This is a genomic window from Herbaspirillum lusitanum (genome assembly GCF_026127345.1).
Classification (GTDB): Bacteria; Pseudomonadota; Gammaproteobacteria; order Burkholderiales; family Burkholderiaceae_D; genus Herbaspirillum; species Herbaspirillum lusitanum.
The window spans coordinates 573,843-592,657 of the sequence record NZ_QXFG01000005.1; the positions used below are offsets into that span (position 1 = coordinate 573,843).

The 18,815-nt window shown below is 62.1% G+C and carries 15 protein-coding genes and 1 tRNA gene; 9 read left to right on the forward strand and 7 right to left on the reverse strand.

The genetic code is table 11. The features are described from left to right. Positions 1-41: 41 nt before the first annotated feature. Positions 42-1,310, reverse strand: a complete 1,269-nt coding sequence (purD, locus tag DXT88_RS06810) for a phosphoribosylamine--glycine ligase (RefSeq protein ID WP_016834518.1) — start codon at positions 1,308-1,310, stop codon at positions 42-44. A gap of 35 nt (positions 1,311-1,345) precedes the next feature. Further along, positions 1,346-2,071, reverse strand: coding sequence for a YebC/PmpR family DNA-binding transcriptional regulator (locus DXT88_RS06815; RefSeq protein ID WP_016834517.1), 726 nt, complete (start codon positions 2,069-2,071; stop codon positions 1,346-1,348). A 190-nt stretch (positions 2,072-2,261) separates the two neighbouring features. On the opposite strand from DXT88_RS06815, the gene DXT88_RS06820 reads away from it, so the two are divergent. The 5 genes from DXT88_RS06820 to DXT88_RS06840 are packed head-to-tail and all read left to right on the forward strand — an operon-like array spanning position 2,262 to position 8,517. Continuing rightward, positions 2,262-3,815 carry a helicase HerA-like C-terminal domain-containing protein gene (locus tag DXT88_RS06820; protein WP_265212119.1) on the forward strand — a complete coding sequence of 518 codons (1,554 nt, stop codon included), beginning with the start codon at positions 2,262-2,264 and terminating at the stop codon, positions 3,813-3,815. Positions 3,816-3,818: 3 nt separating this feature from the next. Next, positions 3,819-6,347 (forward strand): DEAD/DEAH box helicase, encoded by a 2,529-nt coding sequence (locus DXT88_RS06825; RefSeq protein ID WP_407649271.1) that lies wholly within the window; start codon positions 3,819-3,821, stop codon positions 6,345-6,347. 59 nt (positions 6,348-6,406) lie between these two features. Continuing rightward, positions 6,407-7,324, forward strand: coding sequence for a DMT family transporter (locus tag DXT88_RS06830; protein ID WP_265212121.1), 918 nt, complete (start codon positions 6,407-6,409; stop codon positions 7,322-7,324). 48 nt (positions 7,325-7,372) lie between these two features. Continuing rightward, positions 7,373-8,347 carry a quinone oxidoreductase family protein gene (locus tag DXT88_RS06835; protein ID WP_265212123.1) on the forward strand — a complete coding sequence of 325 codons (975 nt, stop codon included), beginning with the start codon at positions 7,373-7,375 and terminating at the stop codon, positions 8,345-8,347. An 8-nt stretch (positions 8,348-8,355) separates the two neighbouring features. Continuing rightward, positions 8,356-8,517 (forward strand): hypothetical protein, encoded by a 162-nt coding sequence (locus DXT88_RS06840; RefSeq protein ID WP_265212200.1) that lies wholly within the window; start codon positions 8,356-8,358, stop codon positions 8,515-8,517. A gap of 87 nt (positions 8,518-8,604) precedes the next feature. Here DXT88_RS06840 and DXT88_RS06845 read toward each other — a convergent pair whose 3' ends face one another. Further along, entirely contained in the window at positions 8,605-9,291 is a 687-nt protein-coding gene (locus DXT88_RS06845; protein ID WP_265212125.1) for a DUF4136 domain-containing protein, read from the reverse strand. 218 nt (positions 9,292-9,509) lie between these two features. On the opposite strand from DXT88_RS06845, the gene pepN reads away from it, so the two are divergent. Both pepN and DXT88_RS06855 read left to right on the forward strand, forming a co-directional pair. Then, positions 9,510-12,209 (forward strand): aminopeptidase N, encoded by a 2,700-nt coding sequence (gene pepN / locus DXT88_RS06850; RefSeq protein WP_265212127.1) that lies wholly within the window; start codon positions 9,510-9,512, stop codon positions 12,207-12,209. A gap of 76 nt (positions 12,210-12,285) precedes the next feature. Continuing rightward, on the forward strand, positions 12,286-13,290 hold the full coding sequence (locus tag DXT88_RS06855; RefSeq protein ID WP_265212129.1) for a class 1 fructose-bisphosphatase: 1,005 nt from the start codon (positions 12,286-12,288) through the stop codon (positions 13,288-13,290). A 105-nt stretch (positions 13,291-13,395) separates the two neighbouring features. Here the strand turns inward: DXT88_RS06855 and DXT88_RS06860 are convergent, their stop codons facing one another. Together DXT88_RS06860 and rarD are read right to left on the reverse strand one after the other, a co-directional pair. Next, positions 13,396-13,962 (reverse strand): type 1 glutamine amidotransferase domain-containing protein, encoded by a 567-nt coding sequence (locus tag DXT88_RS06860; protein WP_029363501.1) that lies wholly within the window; start codon positions 13,960-13,962, stop codon positions 13,396-13,398. A 159-nt stretch (positions 13,963-14,121) separates the two neighbouring features. Next, on the reverse strand, positions 14,122-15,012 hold the full coding sequence (gene rarD, locus DXT88_RS06865) for an EamA family transporter RarD (RefSeq protein WP_016834504.1): 891 nt from the start codon (positions 15,010-15,012) through the stop codon (positions 14,122-14,124). 179 nt (positions 15,013-15,191) lie between these two features. On the opposite strand from rarD, the gene DXT88_RS06870 reads away from it, so the two are divergent. Next, positions 15,192-15,267 (forward strand) — tRNA-Thr (locus tag DXT88_RS06870). 54 nt (positions 15,268-15,321) lie between these two features. On the opposite strand, the gene DXT88_RS06875 is transcribed toward DXT88_RS06870, so the two are convergent. Further along, the gene (locus DXT88_RS06875; protein ID WP_265212131.1) at positions 15,322-16,722 is read right to left on the reverse strand and encodes an aminotransferase-like domain-containing protein; all 1,401 of its coding nucleotides are present in this window, start codon (positions 16,720-16,722) and stop codon (positions 15,322-15,324) included. Positions 16,723-16,834: 112 nt separating this feature from the next. On the opposite strand from DXT88_RS06875, the gene DXT88_RS06880 reads away from it, so the two are divergent. Then, positions 16,835-17,074 (forward strand): hypothetical protein, encoded by a 240-nt coding sequence (locus DXT88_RS06880; protein ID WP_265212133.1) that lies wholly within the window; start codon positions 16,835-16,837, stop codon positions 17,072-17,074. Between the two features lie 139 nt (positions 17,075-17,213). Here DXT88_RS06880 and DXT88_RS06885 read toward each other — a convergent pair whose 3' ends face one another. Then, complete coding sequence (locus tag DXT88_RS06885; RefSeq protein WP_265212134.1) at positions 17,214-18,611, reverse strand: aminotransferase-like domain-containing protein; 1,398 nt, start codon at positions 18,609-18,611, stop codon at positions 17,214-17,216. Positions 18,612-18,815: the final 204 nt, after the last annotated feature.

Consider the following 18,815-nt stretch of genomic DNA (forward strand, 5'->3'; position numbering starts at 1 on the left):
CCCGAGGTTTGCGAGGTTTTCCACGATTCCGGATGCCGTGATCAGCGCTTGATGGCGCGCCAGCCGATGTCGCGGCGCAGTTGCGCGCCTTCGAAATGGATCAGGTCGGCAGCGGCGTAGGCCTGTTTCTGAGCAACCTTGACGCTGTCTCCCAGACCGACCACGCACAGCACGCGACCGCCGGCCGTGGTCAGTTTGTTGTCGTTGAGGATGGTGCCCGCATGGAAGGTGACGCAGTCATCGGTTTCAGCCGGGATGTCGGTGATCAGGTCGCCCTTGCGCGGCGCGTCCGGATAACCGGCGGCGGCCATCACCACGCCCAGCGCGGTGCGACGATCCCATTCCAGTTCGATGGTGTCGAGCGTGCCGTTGACGGCATGTTCCATCACGGCGAGCAGGTCGGTCTTGAGGCGCGCCATGATCGGCTGCGTCTCGGGATCGCCCATGCGGCAGTTGAATTCCAATGTCTTCGGATTGCCCTTGTCGTCGATCATCAGGCCGGCGTACAGGAAGCCGGAGAACGGGATGCCGTCCTTGGCCATGCCTTGCACGGTCGGCACGATGATTTCGCGCATCACGCGGGCGTGCAGCGCCGGCGTCACGATCGGGGCCGGGGAGTATGCGCCCATGCCGCCGGTGTTGGGACCCTGGTCATTGTCTTGCAGGCGTTTGTGATCCTGGCTAGTGGCCAGCGGCAGGATGTTCTTGCCGTCCACCATGACGATGAAGCTGGCTTCCTCGCCGGCCAGGAATTCTTCGATCACGACGCGGGCGCCGGCGTCGCCGAGCTTGTTGTCGGACAGCATCATGTCGACCGCGCCGTGCGCTTCTTCCAGCGTCAATGCGACGACCACGCCCTTGCCGGCAGCCAGGCCGTCGGCCTTGATGACGATCGGCGCGCCTTTTTGAGCGACGTAGTCGTGGGCCGCCTTGACGTCGGAGAAGGTCTGGTATTCAGCGGTCGGGATGGCGTGGCGCTTCATGAAGGACTTGGAGAAATCCTTCGAGCTTTCCAGTTGCGCCGCTTCCCTGGTGGGGCCGAAAATCTTCAGGCCGCGGGCGCGGAACAGGTTGACGATGCCGGCGGCCAGCGGTACTTCCGGGCCGACCACGGTCAGCGCGACGTGTTCTTTTTCGACGAAGTCGGCGAGTTCGTTCAGGTCGGTAATCGCCACGTTTTGCAGGCGTTCATCGAGCGCGGTGCCGCCGTTGCCCGGGGCAACATAGACGGTTTGGATGCGCGGCGATTGGGCGATTTTCCAGGCCAGTGCGTGTTCACGACCACCGGAGCCAACAACGAGAATTTTCATGATAGGGACAAGGTAAGAATGGTTGGCCGGCGGCTTTAATTTTCAATAACGGCGTTGCTGTAAATCTCTTGCACGTCGTCGAGGTTTTCCAGAGCATCCAGCAGTTTTTGCATCTTGACGGCATCGTCGCCGGTGAAGACGGTTTCGGTCGCGGGCTTCATGATGATCTCGGCCATCTCGGCCTTGAAGCCGGCCTTTTCCATCGCGGTCTTGACGGCGCTGAAGTCGTGCGGCGGCGTCAGCACTTCGATGCCGCCTTCGTCGTCGGTGAGGACGTCATCGGCGCCGGCTTCGAGCGCGGCTTCCATGATGGCGTCTTCGCTCACGCCCGGAGCGTACAGCAACTGGCCGCAGTGCTTGAACATGAACGACACCGAGCCCTCGGTGCCCATGTTGCCGCCGTACTTGGAAAATGCGTGGCGCACGTCGGCCACGGTGCGGATGCGGTTGTCGGTCATGCAGTCGACGATGATCGCTGCGCCGTTGATGCCGTAGCCTTCGTAGCGGACTTCTTCGTAGTTGACGCCGTCCAGGGTGCCGGTGCCGCGCTGGATCGCGCGGGTGACGTTGTCCTTGGGCATGTTGGCGTCGGCGGCTTTGTCGACGGCCAGGCGCAGGCGCGGGTTGGCGTCAACGTCGCCGCCGCCCATGCGGGCCGCCACGGTGATTTCCTTGATGAGGCGGGTCCAGATCTTGCCGCGCTTTTCGTCCTGACGGCCTTTACGATGCTGAATATTGGCCCATTTGCTGTGTCCAGCCATGATGAATCTTTCCTGCCTTGATGGAACGCGCTCCGTCCGGATGAGCGCCAGATCCGGCAGACTTTGCCTGAACTTTGCGCGAATATCGCGAATTGACGAAGTGGGTTCTAGTTATAATCGACCGAGGATTTTACCATATCGCCCGACCTCCAAGCCCATCACCGGCCCTCCCTTTTATTGATTTTCTATCATGATCAAGCCCCTTTCCATCGCCCAAAATCAGATCCAAGGCCAGGTTCAGCAACTGGCCCTGCTGCCCAGCCTGGTCAATCGCCACGGCTGCATCACCGGCGCCACCGGCACCGGCAAGACCGTGACCCTGCAAGTGGTGGCGCAGGCGCTTTCGGACATCGGCGTGCCGGTGTTCATGGCCGACGTAAAGGGCGACTTGTCCGGCCTGTCCAAGGCCGGGGTGCTGTCGGCCAAGGGCAAGGAGCGCCTGAGCTCGCTCGGCATGGACGAACCGGCCTGGGAAGCCTTGCCGGTGACCTTCTGGGACGTCTTCGGCGAAAAAGGCCATCCGGTGCGGGCGACGATTTCCGACATGGGGCCGCTGATGATCGCGCGCATGCTCAACCTGAACGACACCCAGGAAGGCGTGCTGCAACTGGTCTTCAAGATCGCCGACGATAGCGGCCTGTTGCTGCTCGACACCAAGGACCTGCGCGCCATGCTGCAGCACGTCGGCGACAACGCCGCCACCTTCAAGACTGAATACGGCAACATCTCCGCCGCCAGCATCGGCGCCATCCAGCGCGGCCTGATCGGCATCGAGGAGCAGGGCGGCGACAAGTTCTTCGGCGAGCCCATGCTCAACATCGAAGACTGGATGCAGACCGACGCCAAGGGCCGTGGCGTGATCAACATTCTCGCGGCCGACAAGCTGCTCAACGCGCCGCGGCTGTATTCGACCTTCCTGCTGTGGATGCTGTCCGAGCTGTTCGAGCACCTGCCGGAAGTCGGCGACCTCGACAAGCCCAAGCTGGTGTTCTTCTTCGACGAGGCGCACCTGCTGTTCGACGAAGCGCCCAAGCCGCTGCTGCAAAAGATCGAGCAGGTGGTGCGCCTGATCCGTTCCAAGGGCGTCGGCGTATTCTTCGTCACGCAAAATCCGCTGGATATTCCCGATACCGTGCTGGGTCAGCTCGGTAACCGCGTGCAGCACGCCTTGCGGGCGTACACCCCGCGCGACCAGAAGGCGGTGCAGGCCGCCGCCGAGACCTTCCGCGCCAATCCGCAATTGAATACCGCGACCGCCATCACCGAACTGGGCGTCGGCGAAGCGCTGGTGTCCTTCCTCGATGAAAAGGGCCGTCCCAACATCGTCGAGCGCGCCTACATCCTGATGCCGGGTTCGCAGATCGGTCCCATCACTGATGACGAGCGCAAGGCCTTCATCGCCTCGTCCGTGGTGGCCGGCGTCTACGAAAAAGCCGTCGACCGCGAATCGGCTTACGAAAAAATCAAGGGACGCGCCGCCCCGCAGGCAGGCAATGCGCCGGCCGCCGGCGCGCCTTCCACGGTCCCGGCCGAATCGGAATCATCCGGTGGCGGAGGCGGCTTGGGCGATCTGCTCAAGGACGCCGCCGGCGGCTTCTTCGGCAACAGCGCCGGCAGCAAGGGCAGTAGCCGGCGCGAGTCGCCCGTCGAAGCGATGGTCAAATCCGCGGCGCGCAGCATCGGCTCGCAAGTCGGTCGCGAAATCATTCGCGGCGTGCTCGGGTCGCTACTCAAGAAGCGCTGACCGATGGCGGTTCCGCAGGCGCAGTTCTCCGTCGGCATGCCCGACGAGAGCGAAGTGCTCGGACGTTTTCGTCCGCGCCTGACGCTGCAGACCTTCACACGCGGCGACGGCGTGCTCGGCTTGCGTCCGGGCGGCCTGTTCGGTCCGCGCGGCGGCAACGTCACGGTGGCGCAGGTCGACTGGACCTACCAGGCCGGCGCCGGCCTGCAGTGGGAAACCGCGGCGCCGGCCAGCCTGATGGACCAGAGCGCCGCCGCCACCCAAATCCTCTTCACGCCGCAAGGCCGGCAAGTCGTCATGCGGCGCAACCTGCACGCCGAAGCCGATGCGCTCGAAGCGATCCAGGCCGCGGGTTTGTTGCCGCTGCCGGCGGACGCCTTGCAATGGCGCGCGGACGACATGGCGACCATTGATGGGCAACTGTGGTCGCTGCTGCTGGAAAACAATTTCGGCGATTTCTGGGCCGACCGCGTGCCGGAGTTGCAGCAGCAAGGCTGGAGCATCGTGGTGCGTCCCGGCTTCGCGCACGAAAGCGTGCCGGTCGAGTCCTGGCGCGTCATCGTCAGTCCCGAATCCGGCGCGGTGCTCGGCAAGGAAGTCGCGAGCGCGCTGCAGCAGGGGCGCACCAAGATCATCGGCGACTTCAGCGAACCTGGTCGCGCGGCATGGTGGCTGCTGACCATGGGCGTGGAAATCGAAGGCCAGTTCTTCGATCTCACGCCGATGCTGGCCGACCTGTTGCGACGCGACGCGCGCTGGACCGACGTCAAGACGATCGCCGCCATCGACGACATCTCCCTGATCTCGCTGCGCGCGCCGGGCGGCAAGCGCGTCGATGCCCTGGCCGCGCCGCTCAAGGTGATCGTGTCGGCGATGCTCGACCTGCTGACCGACGTGCGCCGCAAGGATGGCGCGCTGCGCATTTCAGCGTGGGACGCCGGCCGCCTCGACGACATGTGTCGCCGCCTCGGCGAAGACGGCGCTACATATGGAAACGGCTTCCACTTGCAAAGCGACGCCGGCCTGCGCGAACTGGCGCTGCGCCTGCGCGCTGCCGGCGAGCCGCCGCCGGTGGCCGCGCCCGCCGGCCTCGGCGTGACCTTGCGGTCGTATCAGTTGCATGGCGTCGCCTGGCTGCAATATTTGCGCGCGCATCATCTGGCCGGCATCCTCGCCGACGACATGGGCCTGGGCAAGACCGCGCAGATGCTGGCGCACATCCTGATCGAAAAACAGTCCGGCCGGCTCGATTGCCCGGCGCTGGTGGTGTTGCCGACTTCGCTGGTGTTCAACTGGCAGGCCGAAGCCAGGCGCATGACGCCGGACCTGCGCGTGCTGGCCTTGCAAGGGCCGCAGCGCGAGGACGACTTTGCGCGCATGGCCGGATTCGACATCGTGCTGACCACCTATCCGCTGGTGTGGCGCGACCTCGACGCGCTGGCGCGCCAGCAGTTCCACCTGCTGATCCTCGACGAGGCGCAGACCGTCAAGAACGCCGCCGCCCGCAGCGCCAGTGCCGTGCGCCGCCTGCGCGCGCGCCATCGCGTCTGCATGACCGGCACGCCGCTGGAAAACCATCTCGGCGAGCTGTGGGCGCAATTCAATTTCCTGATGCCGGGCTTCCTCGGCGAGGCATCCACCTTCGCGCGGCTGTGGCGCAAGCCGATCGAAGAAAACGGCGAAACCCTGCGCGCGCAATTGCTGGCGCAGCGGGTGCGGCCGTTCATCCTGCGCCGCCGCAAGGAAAACGTCGCCGCCGAGTTGCCGCCCAAGACCGTGGCGATCAAGCTGCTGCAATTGCAGGGCCGCCAGCGCGACCTTTATGAAAGCGTGCGCGCGGCCGCCGACAAGCAGGTGCGGCGCGCGCTGGAGCGGCGCGGCTTCACCGGTTCGCATGTGACCATCATGGATGCGCTGCTCAAGCTGCGCCAGGTGTGCTGCGATCCATTCCTGCTCAAGGGTGGCAAAGGGTATAAAAGCGCGCCCAAAACCATCGAGCGCGCCAAGATCGAGATGCTGCGCGACATGTTGCCGTCGCTGGCGGCGGAAGGCCGGCGCGTACTGGTGTTTTCGCAGTTCACCGAAATGCTGGAACTGATCGAGACCGAACTCGATGCGCTGGAACTGCCGTGGCTGTCGCTGACCGGCAAGACGCCGTCGGCGGCGCGCGGCGAGGTGGTGGCGCAATTCCAGCGCAAGGATGTGCCCATCATGCTGGTCAGCCTCAAGGCCGGCGGCATCGGCCTCAACCTGACCGCCGCCGACACCGTCATCCTGGTCGATCCATGGTGGAACCCGGCGGTGGAGGAGCAGGCCATCGCCCGCGCCCATCGCATCGGCCAGGACCAGGCGGTGCTGGTCTACAAGCTCATCATCGAAGGCAGCATCGAAGAACGCATCCTCGAACTGCAGGAGCGCAAGTCGGTGCTGGCCGAAGGCGTGCTCGGCAGCGACGGCGCGGTGACGCCCAAGTTCGGCCAGGCGGAACTGGATGCGCTGATTGCGCCGCTGCAGGTCGCGCGGCCGGCCTAACAGGGAAATGACCCGGAGGCCGCCCGGCAGAGCAGGCCCGGAGCGTTTACAATCATGCGATGTCTTCCACCGCGCTTTCCCCCTCCATTTCCCCGCGCCGCGCCTATCTGGGCGGTTTGCTGCTCGCCGTCGTCGGCGCCATTTTCTTTTCCGCCAAGGCCATCGTCGCCAAGCTGATGTACCGCTATCACGTCGATGCGGTGATGGTGATCAGCCTGCGCATGATGTTTTCGCTGCCGATGTTTGCGGTGCTGGCGTTCTGGCAGGCGCGCAACTCGCCGCCGCTGGCCGGGCGCGACTACGCCAAAATCGCTTTCCTCGGCCTGATCGGTTACTACCTGTCGAGCTTCCTCGATTTCCTTGGGCTGCAATACATCTCGGCCGGGCTGGAGCGGCTGATCCTGTTCCTGACGCCGTCCTTCGTACTGCTGATTTCCTTCACCTTCTACAAGCGCAAGGTCGGCCTGATCGAGTGGGGCGCGCTGCTGGTGTCCTACCTCGGCACCGCGCTGGTGCTGCAGCACGACATCAATACCGGCGGCAACAACGTCGTGCTGGGCAGCGTGCTGGTGCTGGGCGCTGCCATCACCTATGCGCTGTACCTGATCTTTTCCGGCGAGCTGGTGCGCCGCGTCGGCGCCATGCGCCTGGTGGCCTACGCGATGTGCGTATCGTCGGTGGCCTGCATCATCCAGTTCTTCATCCTGCGTCCGGCCTCGGCGCTGGTGCAGCCGGTCCAGGTGTACCAGCTGTCGCTGATCAACGCAGTGTTCTGCACGGTGCTGCCGGTGTGCCTGACGATGGTCGCGGTGTCGCGCATCGGCGCGCCGAGCGCGGCACAGGCCGGACTGGTGGGACCGGTGTCGACGCTGTTTCTCGGCGCCATGCTGCTGGACGAACCGATCACGGCGATCCAGCTGACCGGCACCGCGCTGGTGCTGTCGGGGATCTATTTGCTGTCCCGTAAAAAGACTTAAAAGCTTGAAAGACTTAGTTTTTCTTCCATTGCCATCCAGGAGACCGAAATGACAAAAGCAATCAGAATGTTCAAGACCGGCGGGCCCGAAGTCATGGAATACGTCGACGTTGAAGTCGGCGATCCGGGCCCCGGCGAAGTCCGCATCCGCCACGCCGCAGTCGGTTTGAATTTCATCGACGTCTATTTCCGCATCGGCCTGTATCCGCAACCGCTGCCGAGCGGTCTCGGCCAGGAAGGCGCAGGCACCATCGAAGCGGTCGGCGCCGGCGTCGCCGACTTCAAGGTCGGCGACCGCGTGGCTTACGCCGGTCGTCCCAACGGCGCTTACGCCGAAGCGCGCGTGATGCCTGCCGACATCCTGGTCAAGCTGCCCGATTCGATCAGCTTCGACACCGCCGCCGCGATGATGCTGCAAGGCATGACCGTGCAATACCTGTTGCGCCAGACCTATCCGTTGAAGGGCGGCGAGACCATCCTGCTGCACGCGGCCGCCGGCGGCATCGGATTGATTGCTTCCCAATGGGCCAGGGCGCTGGGCGTGACCGTGATCGGCACCGTCAGCACCGACGAGAAAGCCGCGCTGGCGAAGGCGGCGGGTTGTACCCACGTGATCAATTACAAGACCGAGAATTTCGTCGAACGCGTCAAGGAATTGACCAACGGCAAAGGCGTGCCGGTGGTCTACGACTCGATCGGCAAGGACACCTTCATCGGCTCGCTCGACTGCCTGTCGCCGCGCGGCATGATGGTCAGCTTCGGCAACGCCTCCGGCCCGGTATCGCCGTTCGGCGTGAGCGAGCTGGCCTCGCGCGGTTCGCTGTTCCTGACGCGTCCGTCGCTGGGCAACTATGTCGCCACGCGCGAGGCGCTCAACGCCACCGCCGGCGACCTGTTCGCCATGGTCGAAGCCAAGAAGGTCAACATCGACATCAATCAGCGTTACGCGCTGAAGGACGTCGGCCAGGCGCACGCCGATCTGGAAGCCCGCAAGACCACCGGCTCCACCATCCTGATTCCTTGAGGACGACCGTGACTATCTCCGATCCGGGCAAGAGCCCGATGAACCATCCCGATGAGCAGCCCTCCGGCACTGACGGTTCGCCCAAGTTCGGTCGGCTGCTGGTAGTGCTGATCCTGGCGGTGCTGCTGATCGTGGCGATCACCTTCGGCAGCGAAGCGCTGTATTCCTGATCAGGAATAGGGAAGAACACGAAGAGGGCATGAAAAATCCCGGTCTTGCTCAAGTGGCAAGGCCGGGATTTTCATTTCCGACGCGTCTTATTGAGCGGGGGCGGCGGGTTTGACGGTGGTGGCCGTAGGTGCTGCGGGAGCGCGCTTGTCGAGCTTCAGCACCACATGGCGTGAAACGCCGCTGGGCCCCGGGAATTCCGAAAACGCGCTGGCCACCATGTACGGCATGGCCATCGGCAGCGTCGCTTCGCGGCCTTCGCTGTCGACCGTGACTTCATACAGCTTGCGGTCGCTGTCGGCGCGCGTGATGCTCAGGTACAGGCGGCGCTGGAACACCGGGAAGGTGGTGGTCTGCATCGGCGGCCCCCAGAACGGATCGTAGAACGGTCCCGGTCCCCAGGGACCGAACGGACGTCCGCGCCATCCCGGATAGGTCGGGCCGTACCAGAACGGATCGTAGACCGGCTGGGTTACGACGACGGTGCCGGCCTGCATGCCGTAGCTGAACGCCACCTTGAGGGTCGCCTTGAAGGGCGCCTTGGCCCCGGCGGCGTCCGTGAAGCCCAGGCGTTGCAGCTCGGCGCGCACCAGTTGTTCGTAATTGCGGTATTCGAGGCTGCCTTCCTGGTCCTTGGTCGGCGTGAAGACGTAGGACTTGTCCGGCAGGTCGTTCGGCCAGGCATGGAAGGCGGTGACGTCGCTGCTGATGGTGCTGGCGCAGCCTGCGAGCAGGATGCTGCTTGCAGTGAAGATGATGCCAAGCAAGCGTTTCATGATGATTCTCCGGTGATTCTGGCAAACGGTAGGAAGCCGCGACGGTTTCGGTGAAATTCTTCAGGCATGTCGGGGCACTATTCTCTCCCTTTTCTGCCTATCCATTCGGTTGATTGGTAAAATTGTCTTTTGTTCCTATTGCTGCCGCTTTTGCAGCCGGTATTGCAGCTCATTGCACCTGATTGCACCTCATTGTATTTTTCCCCGGGATTTCCTCCATGCGCACCGATACGCCTCCGACGATTTACCGCAAAGATTACGCCGCACCGACCTATTTTGTCGACACCGTCGAAATGGGTTTCGACCTCGAACCTGAACTGACCCGCGTCGCCACGCGCATCGTGATGCAGCGCAATCCGGCGGCCCCCGGCAAGGATATCGAGCTCTACGGCGAAGAACTCGAACTGGTGCAGTTGCGCCTGAACGGCAAAACGCTGACCGCGCGCGACTACCGCATCCAGGGCGGCATCCTGCGCATCGCCGGCGCGCCCGCCAAGGTTACGCTGGAAATCGAAACCACCACGCAGCCGCAGCGCAATACGTCGCTCATGGGCCTCTATGTGTCCAACGGCAATTTCTTCACGCAATGCGAAGCCGAAGGTTTCCGCAAGATCACCTACTTCCCGGACCGTCCCGACGTCATGGGCAAGTACACCGTGATGCTGCGCGCCGACAAGAAGCAATATCCGGTGCTGCTGTCGAACGGCAACCTGATCGAAGAGGGCGAGCTGCCCGGCGGCCGTCATTACGCCAAGTGGGAAGATCCGTTCAAGAAGCCGTCTTACCTGTTCGCGCTGGTGGCCGGCAAGCTGGTCTGCCAGGAAGAAAAATACAAGCTGCAATCCGGCCGCGAAGTGCTGCTGCAGGTGTGGGTGGAGGCGGGCAATCTCGACAAGACCCAGCACGCCATGGATTCGCTCAAGAACAGCATCCGCTGGGATGAAGAACGCTTCGGCCTGGAGCTCGACCTGGACCGCTTCATGATCGTCGCCGTCGGCGATTTCAACATGGGCGCGATGGAGAACAAGGGCCTCAACATCTTCAACACCAAGTTCGTGCTGGCCAACCCGCGCATCGCCACCGATGTCGACTACGCCAACATCGAAGCCGTGGTCGGCCACGAATACTTCCACAACTGGACCGGCAACCGCGTCACCTGCCGCGACTGGTTCCAGCTGTCGCTGAAGGAAGGCCTGACCGTGTTCCGCGACCAGGAATTCTCCGCCGACATGATCGGCAGCGACAGCGGTCGCGCGGTCAAGCGCATCGACGACGTGCGCGTGCTGCGCCAGGCGCAGTTCCCGGAAGACGCCGGCCCGATGGCGCATCCGGTACGTCCCGACTCCTTCGTCGAGATCAACAATTTCTACACCGTCACCGTCTACGAAAAGGGCGCCGAAGTTGTGCGCATGTACCAGACCCTGCTCGGCCGCGACGGCTTTCGCAAGGGCATGGACTTGTACTTCAAGCGCCATGACGGCCAGGCCGTGACCTGCGACGATTTCCGCGCCGCCATGGCGGATTCCAATAAGCGCGACCTCAAGCAGTTCGAGCGCTGGTACAGCCAGTCCGGCACGCCGCGCGTGGCTGCTTCGGTACGCTACGACGCCAGGGCCAGGACGCTGGAACTGACGCTGGAACAATCCTGCCCGCCGACACCCGGTCAAAAGAAAAAGCTGCCGTTCCACATCCCCGTCGCCGTCGGCCTGCTCGACCGCAAGGGCCGCGACCTGGCGCTGACGCTGGCCGGCGAAAAGACCGCCAGGTCGGCGCAGACCACCCGCGTGCTGGAACTGACGCAAGCGAAACAAACCTTCACCTTCACCAACGTCGCCGAAAAACCGGTGCCGTCAATCCTGCGCGGCTTCTCCGCGCCGGTGGTGCTGGAATACGACTACAGCGACGCCGAGCTGGCCTTCCTGATGGCGCACGACAGCGATCCGTTCAACCGCTGGGAAGCAGGCCAACGCCTCGCCACGCGCCGTCTGCTCAACCTGACCATTGCGGTGCAGGCCGCACGCCAGTCGGGCCACGTGGTCTCGGTCGATTCCGTGTTGCACAGCCTGCAGCACGACAGCGCGCTGACGGATGCCTTGCGCGCCACGCTTAACGACGCCTCGCTCGACCCGGCGTTCCGCGAACTGGTGCTGACGCTGCCGTCGGAGACCATGATCGCCGAGCAGATGGAAGTCATCGATCCGCAAGCCATCCACGCTGCGCGCCAGTTCCTGCGCCGCACGCTGGCCAAGGAGTTGAGCGCCGACCTGCTCAAGGCTTACCGCGACAATCACGACACCGGCGCCTATAGCCCCGACGCCGCCGCTTCCGGCAAGCGCGCGCTCAAGAACGTGGTGCTGTCCTACCTGGCCGAGCTCGACGACGAACAGGCCCACTCCCTGGCGCAACAGCAATGCGACAACGCCAACAACATGACCGATCGCCTGGCCGCGCTCTCCGCGCTGACCAACAGCGGCGCCGCCGGCAAGGTCAAGGCTTTGGAAGACTTCTACAACGAGTTCGAACAGGAAGCCCTGGTCATCGACAAATGGTTCACGTTGCAGGCGACTGCCCGTACCGCCGACGTCGAGACCGTGCGCACGCTGGCGCAGCATCCGGCTTTCACCCTGAAGAATCCGAACCGCGCGCGCAGCCTGATCTTCAGCTTCTGCAACGGCAATCCTTCCGCCTTCCATGCGCTCGACGGCAGCGGCTACACTTTCTGGGCCGAGCAAGTCATCGCGCTCAACGGCAGCAACCCGCAAGTCGCCGCACGCCTGGCGCGCAGCTTGGACCGCTGGCGCAAGTATTCACCGGCGCTGCAGGAAAGAATGCGCAACGCCCTGCGCCAAGTCGCCGGCACGGCCCAGCTGTCGCGCGACGTCGCCGAGGTGATCACCAAGTCGCTGGCCGATAAATAAACATGAATAATCTGACGCCTGTCAGAACACCGGCCGGCGCCGCAACGAATCTGCATTGATTTTAAGAGAGAGCAACATGACCAAACGCATCAGCCTTACCCAGCATCTGATCGAGCAGCAGCGTCTGCACAACAAGATCCCGTCCGAACTGCGCCTGCTGATCGAAGTCGTCGGCCGCGCCTGCAAGAGCATCAGCCACGCCGTCGGCAAGGGCGCGCTCGGTGAAGTGCTGGGCAGCGCCGGCAGCGAAAACGTGCAGGGCGAAGTGCAGAAGAAGCTGGACGTCATCTCCAATGAAATCCTGCTCGAAGCCAACGAATGGGGCGGTCACCTGGCCGGCATGGCGTCGGAAGAAATGGAAACCATCCATCCGATTCCGAACCGCTATCCGAAAGGCGAATACCTTCTGATGTTCGATCCGCTGGACGGCTCCAGCAACATCGACGTCAACGTCTCCATCGGCACCATCTTCTCGGTGCTGAAGGCGCCGGACGGCATGACCACGCCGTCGGAAAAAGACTTCCTGCAGCCGGGCACCAAGCAAGTCGCCGCCGGCTACGCCGTCTATGGCCCGCAAACCGTGCTGGTGCTGACCACCGGCGACGGCGTGCATTGCTTCACGCTGGACCGCGAAATGGGCGCTTGGGTGCTGACCCAGCGCGACATGCAGATTCCCGCCGACACCAAGGAATTCGCCATCAACGCCTCCAACGCGCGCCACTGGTATCCGCCGGTCAAGCGCTATGTCGACGAAATGCTGGCCGGCTCGACCGGTCCGCTCGGCAAGGACTTCAACATGCGCTGGATCGCCTCGATGGTCGCCGACGTACATCGCATCCTCAACCGCGGCGGCGTCTTCATGTATCCGGCCGATGCGCGTGAACCGGACAAGCCAGGCAAACTGCGCCTGATGTACGAAGCCAACCCGATGGCCTTCATCGTCGAGCAGGCCGGCGGCGCCGCCACCAATGGCGACCAGCGCATCCTCGATATCCAGCCGGAGAAACTGCATCAACGCGTCGCGGTGTTCCTCGGTTCGAAGAACGAAGTCGAGCGCGTCACCGGTTATCACAAGGAATGAATTTTCCTTGTCGGATCGCGGGACGAACGAAAGGGACTTGCGAAGCAAGTCCCTTTTTTATTGCGCCGACGTGCGGTTGGCTTACCGGTTTATCGGTTTATTGGCTTATGCAGCCTTCTTCAACGCCTCCAGCAAGGTCTTGTTGAAGGCCGGGATATCATCCGGCTTGCGTGAGGTGATGAAGTTGTCGTCCTGCACCACTTCACGATCGACCCACTTGCCGCCTGCGTTCTTGAAGTCATCCTGCAAACTCGGCCAGCTGGTGACGGTGCGATCCTTCGCCAGGCCGGCCGAGATCAGCAGCCAGCCGCCGTGGCAGATCGCCGCGATCGGTTTGTGGGCCGCATTGGCCTGCTGCACGAATTCGACGGCTTCTGGCACCAGCCGCATGGCATCGCCGTTGACCACGCCGCCCGGCAACAGCACGGCGGCATAATCTTCCTGACGCGCCTGGTCGAAGGTCTTGTCGACCTTGACCTGCTCGCCCTTGTCGACATGCTTGAAACCCTGCAGCGAGCCGGCCTTGGACGAGATCACGTCGACTTTGACGCCGGCGGCTTCGAGCGCCTTCTTCGGTTCCAGCAACTCGGCTTGTTCAAAGCCGTCGGTGGCGAGGATGGCGACGCAGAGCGGTGAAGCTGAAGGGGAAGATGATGAGGATGGATTGGCCATGATGATTTCTCCATGTGGGGTGGTGGTCCCGGCAGAGAATGGATTCCCCCTGCCGGCAGAACGATCATCCTGCGCCCTTGCGACGACGCCGCCTATCAGCGTAGTGCTGAAGGCGGCGTCAGAATAGCGACGACGGTGATGACGGAAGCAGCTGTGGGATCAGCGCCGCTGCATCAACCGCACGCTGTGGATTGCGGTGAAGCCCACCGACATCCAGATCGGGATATACGTCCACAGCTGCGCCGCGCTCACCGTTTCATCGAGCAGGATGATCGCCACCACTACCAGCAACACCGGCTCGACATAGCCGAGGATGCCGAACAGGCCCATCGGCAACAGGCGGCTGGCGCGCAGATAGCAATCCAGCGCCACCGTGCTAAGCAGGCCGAGTCCCGGCAACAGCATCAGGTACATGTCCGGGCGTTGCCACACGCCTGCAAGATTGGGGCTGATCGCCAGCGTGTACAGCGCCACCGGCGTGAGCAGGAAAATCTCCATGATGAAGATCACCATGGAATCGAGCTTGAGGCGGCGTCGCATCATGAAGTAGGGCGGATACCCCAGCGCCACCAGCAGTGTCGGCCACGAGAACGCACGCGTCATCCACAGCTCATGCAGCACGCCGATGATCGCGCACACCACGGCGATGCGCTGCCAGACGTCAAGCCGCTCGTGATAGTAGAAGCGCCCGATCAGCACCATCGCCAGCGGCAGCAAAAAATACCCGAGCGACACCTCCAGCGCGCGCCCATTCACCGGCGCCCACAGGAACAGCCACAACTGCACGCCCAGCATCGCCGTCATCGCCACGAACAGCAGCGCCTGCAGCGGACTGCGCAGCAATGCAACAACGGCATCGCGCAACTGCGCGCCATGTTTGCGCCAGACGATCAGCAACAACGCCGGCGGCAGCGTCCACAAGATGCGCCAGGCAAAGATGTCGAGCCCGTCCAGCGGCGTCAGCCAACTGGTGTAGGCGGAGAGAAGGGCGAACAGCAGCGACGCCGTCACCGACAAAGCGATGCCGCGTGCCGTTTCGGAATGATTCATGAGGGAAGAGTGGTAATCGAACAAGGCACCAACATGGTGCGATGGCGATTGTAACGTCGCTGCGCCGATGTTGCTTGGGCTTATGTGAAGACAGCATGAAGTCTCGCTGCTTCGGGACAGGCAAGGGACCTTGCCGGTGGTTTTTGCAAAAGCCGGTTTTTGCTAAAATGTTGCCTCGTGCTGATGTAGCTCAGTTGGTAGAGCAACTGATTCGTAATCAGTAGGTCGGAGGTTCGATTCCTCTCATCAGCACCACTGTGCGACCGCATTGAGAGAACTTACGGATGATGCAGAGTGTTTCCCCGGGAGTTAAACTCCGGCAGCGCTGAACGACTCGGGCCGCCGCGCCAGCAGATGAGACAGCCGTTGAAGACCCGCCAGCAAGCGTCCACGATCCTTGATGCTGCCCAAGGAGATCCGGATTGCATTCACGGAACCGTTGCCGGTTGCGAATGCCTCCGCCGGTGTGACGGCGATGCCTTCGCTGTCAGCTGCATGCGCAAGCTGTGAGGAGTTCCAATACGCCGGTAATTCGAGCCATACATGCAGGCCGTCTCCGGCGCCGCTGTACCGCCCCGCCAGGATATCCCGGGCCATCCGGTGGCGCAGGCGCGCCTCGTTGCGTACGCCTTCCATCAATCCGTCAGCCGAACCGTCGAGGATCCACTGAGTGGCCAATGCCGCCGTCAGAGGAGCGACCATCAGCGCAAATGATCTCAGCGCGACCAGGAAACGTTCGCGTTCGTGCGGGTCGCGTATGAGCACGAAGGCGATACGCAAGCCGGGCGTCAGGCATTTCGACAGGGTTGAGATGTAGTACACCTGTTCCGGGGCAAACCTGGCAATAGGCGGAGGCGGGGCATCGGCAAGAAGCCAGTAGGGATCGTCCTCGACGACGCGCACATTGCAGCGTTTCGCGATGCTGGCGAGCTCCTTGCGCCGGCGTTCCGGGATGGTGACGGCGGTCGGATTCTGCAATGTCGGATTGAGGTAGACCAGCCCAGGCTTGTGTTGGCGGCACGCTTCCTCAAACCTCTCAGGCATCATCCCATGCTCGTCCGCTTCCACCGCAATGATGTGCCGGCCTAATTGGGTCGCTGCGGCACGCAAGCCGGGATAACTCATTGGCTCTGCCAAAATAACATCGCCAGGCGCCGTCAGTGCAAGGATCAATGCAGCGATCGCCGCTTGCGCACCTGGACAGACGACAACCTGTCCAGAATCCAGATGTCCAAACATCGGCGCCAGCCATTTGGCTCCAGCCTTGCGGTTGGACTCGCTTCCCCCGGTCAGGTGGTAAGTCATCAGCAATTCACTGTCGGCCCTCATCAATACTTGAGACAAACCTTGTTTCAACATGTCGTCGAAGTCCACGCCATCCGGCGGTGGCGGGGTATTCATGCTCAGGTCGAGGATCGAGATCAATTCGACTTTTGGCGCCGCGACATAAGTACCTCGGGCGCCGCGGCCCTCCAATAAGTTGCGGCGTCTGGCTTCGTCGTATGCGCGGGTGATCGTCGTCAGGTCGACGTCCAACTGTACCGCCAACTGGCGCTGCGGAAGCAGACGGTCGCCCGGCTTCAGCGATCCGTCTGCCACCGCCGCCTGCAACGCATCCGCAATCTGCAAAAAACGCGGCCCGCCGTGCACGGACAATCGCGGCAACCAGATTGGCAAATTTTCATCTTGTATGTTTTTCGACTGGGACATTTTGTCTCAATGTATGGAAATTGCTTTCAAGTAGTATGCGTCAGGACGTGCAGCAACACCATCCTTGCATGGCGGTCGCTGACGTTTTCTCCTCTCTCTGGAAGTACTAAAAATGATGGAATGGGTCCCGATAGTTTTCGTTGTGTTCAAGGTCCTCGTGCTCGGCACGGGCATGTTCTTTGCCGTCAAATGGCATTACGATCAAGGGAAGAAGGGGACGGAGAAGGAGAGGCGTGCGGTGCTACGCGCAGGCGGCAAGGTGGCCGCAGTCGCGGTGCTATCGCTGCTGTGCCTGGGGCTCGTCACTTTCGCCCTTGGCAGGGTGCTCGGTTTGGATTTGACCTTCCCATGAACGAACCTTGCGTCCCTCGGACATCGTGGAACCCTTCATTTTTATTAATTTTATCCAACCGTTGTCTGCTTCTGGTCGATTGCGGACGAGATTCTCATCAGATCAGCCTGGGACGTAACGCTTCAAGAACATTCTGCGCTTAACAAATCGTCCTGAGGAATTTTAAAAGAGCGGGCTCTGTTCCATAGCTTACGTTGAGTCGGAACCACGGCGTGTCTTGCATGCTGCTGCGAAAAACTTTGCCCGGAGCGATCACGATGCCGGCGTCGCCGGCCAGCTTCCATATATCTGAAGAGCTCTCGAAATTCGGATGACGCAGCCAAACGAACTTGCCGCCAAGGGGCCGGCAAAAGAATTGGAAGCCCAGCGGACGCAAGGCTTTTTCCGTCTCCGCCATACTGGCGGCCAGACGCAGGCGAAGGCGTTCCACCGAGCGTCGGTATAGGCCCTCGGTCAGTGCGTGAAAAACAAATTTTTCGGCCAGTTGCGCGCTGGTGATGCTGGTAATCATCTTCATGTTGGCCAGATCGCGGATATCGGCAGCGGCAGCAGCCACATAACCGACCCGCGCCGATACCGACAAGGTCTTGGAGAAGCTGCCCACGTACAACACGCGAGAGAGCTGGTCGAGGGCGGCAATGCGCGGCACTGGTTCGCCCAGCATGTCGGCATAGACATCGTTCTCAACGATGCGGAAGTCGTATTGCTCGGCCAGGCGCAGCAGGCGATAGGCGTTGCCAGCAGAGATGGTGGAGCCGGTGGGCGTCTGCAGTATTGACTGGGTAAACATCATCCTGGGGCGGTGTAATTGCGCCAGATTTTCCAGCATATCGAGGTCGGGACCGTCGTGATTGCGACGCACCGGCAAGGGCTCGATACCTTGCATCTGCAGGTTGCTGAACAGATTGAAATAGCCGGGATCGTCCACCAGCACCTTGTCCCCTGTACGTAGCAGATAGCGGATGATCAGATCCATCGCCTGCGAGGCGCCGCCCGTCAACAGTATCTGGTCGGACTGGGTGTGGATGCCGAGATCGCTCAGACGCGTCTGAAGCAGGCTGCGCAATGGTAGGTAACCATGCGGATCGCCATATTGCAGCATGGCGGAGTCGATCTTGACCGCGACCGACTTTAGGCTGGCGCGCACCATGTCGGCATCCATCCAGTCGGTGGGCAGCTTGCCGGACGTGACATTGAGCAGTCCGTCGGCGTTGATCAGATGCGAGCGCAGCTGCCAGAGGTGGTCGAAGGCCTTGGCAAAGCTTTGCGTGGGATCGCGTTTCTGCTCCGCTGTATGGGCTCGTTTGATGAAGAAGCCGCTGCGCGGCCGCGATTCGAAATAGCCCAGCGCGACCAGGCGTTCATAGGCTTCGGCCACCGTATGCACGCTGACTGCTTGCTGTTGCGCGAACAGGCGAATCGACGTCATCTTGGTACCCGACCGTAATGTGCCCTTGTCGATCAGCTTGCGCAGCTGCTCCACAATCTGCTCCACCAGCGACATGCGCACACTGGCCGATAGATGTATCAAGGCCATTCATCATCTCCTCAATCTGTACTGTTCAAGTACCTGCACAGCAAATCAAAAATATTGCAAATCTGTGCATCGCTCCATTTGTCGATGCTCTCTAACATGTGCTCATTCTACTGAATCAAGGTCTTGCCGGGTATCTGGAATCGAAAATGGCTTGCATGGAACTGACTGAATTGCGCTTCGATTCTGTCTGCAATCTGTCATGGT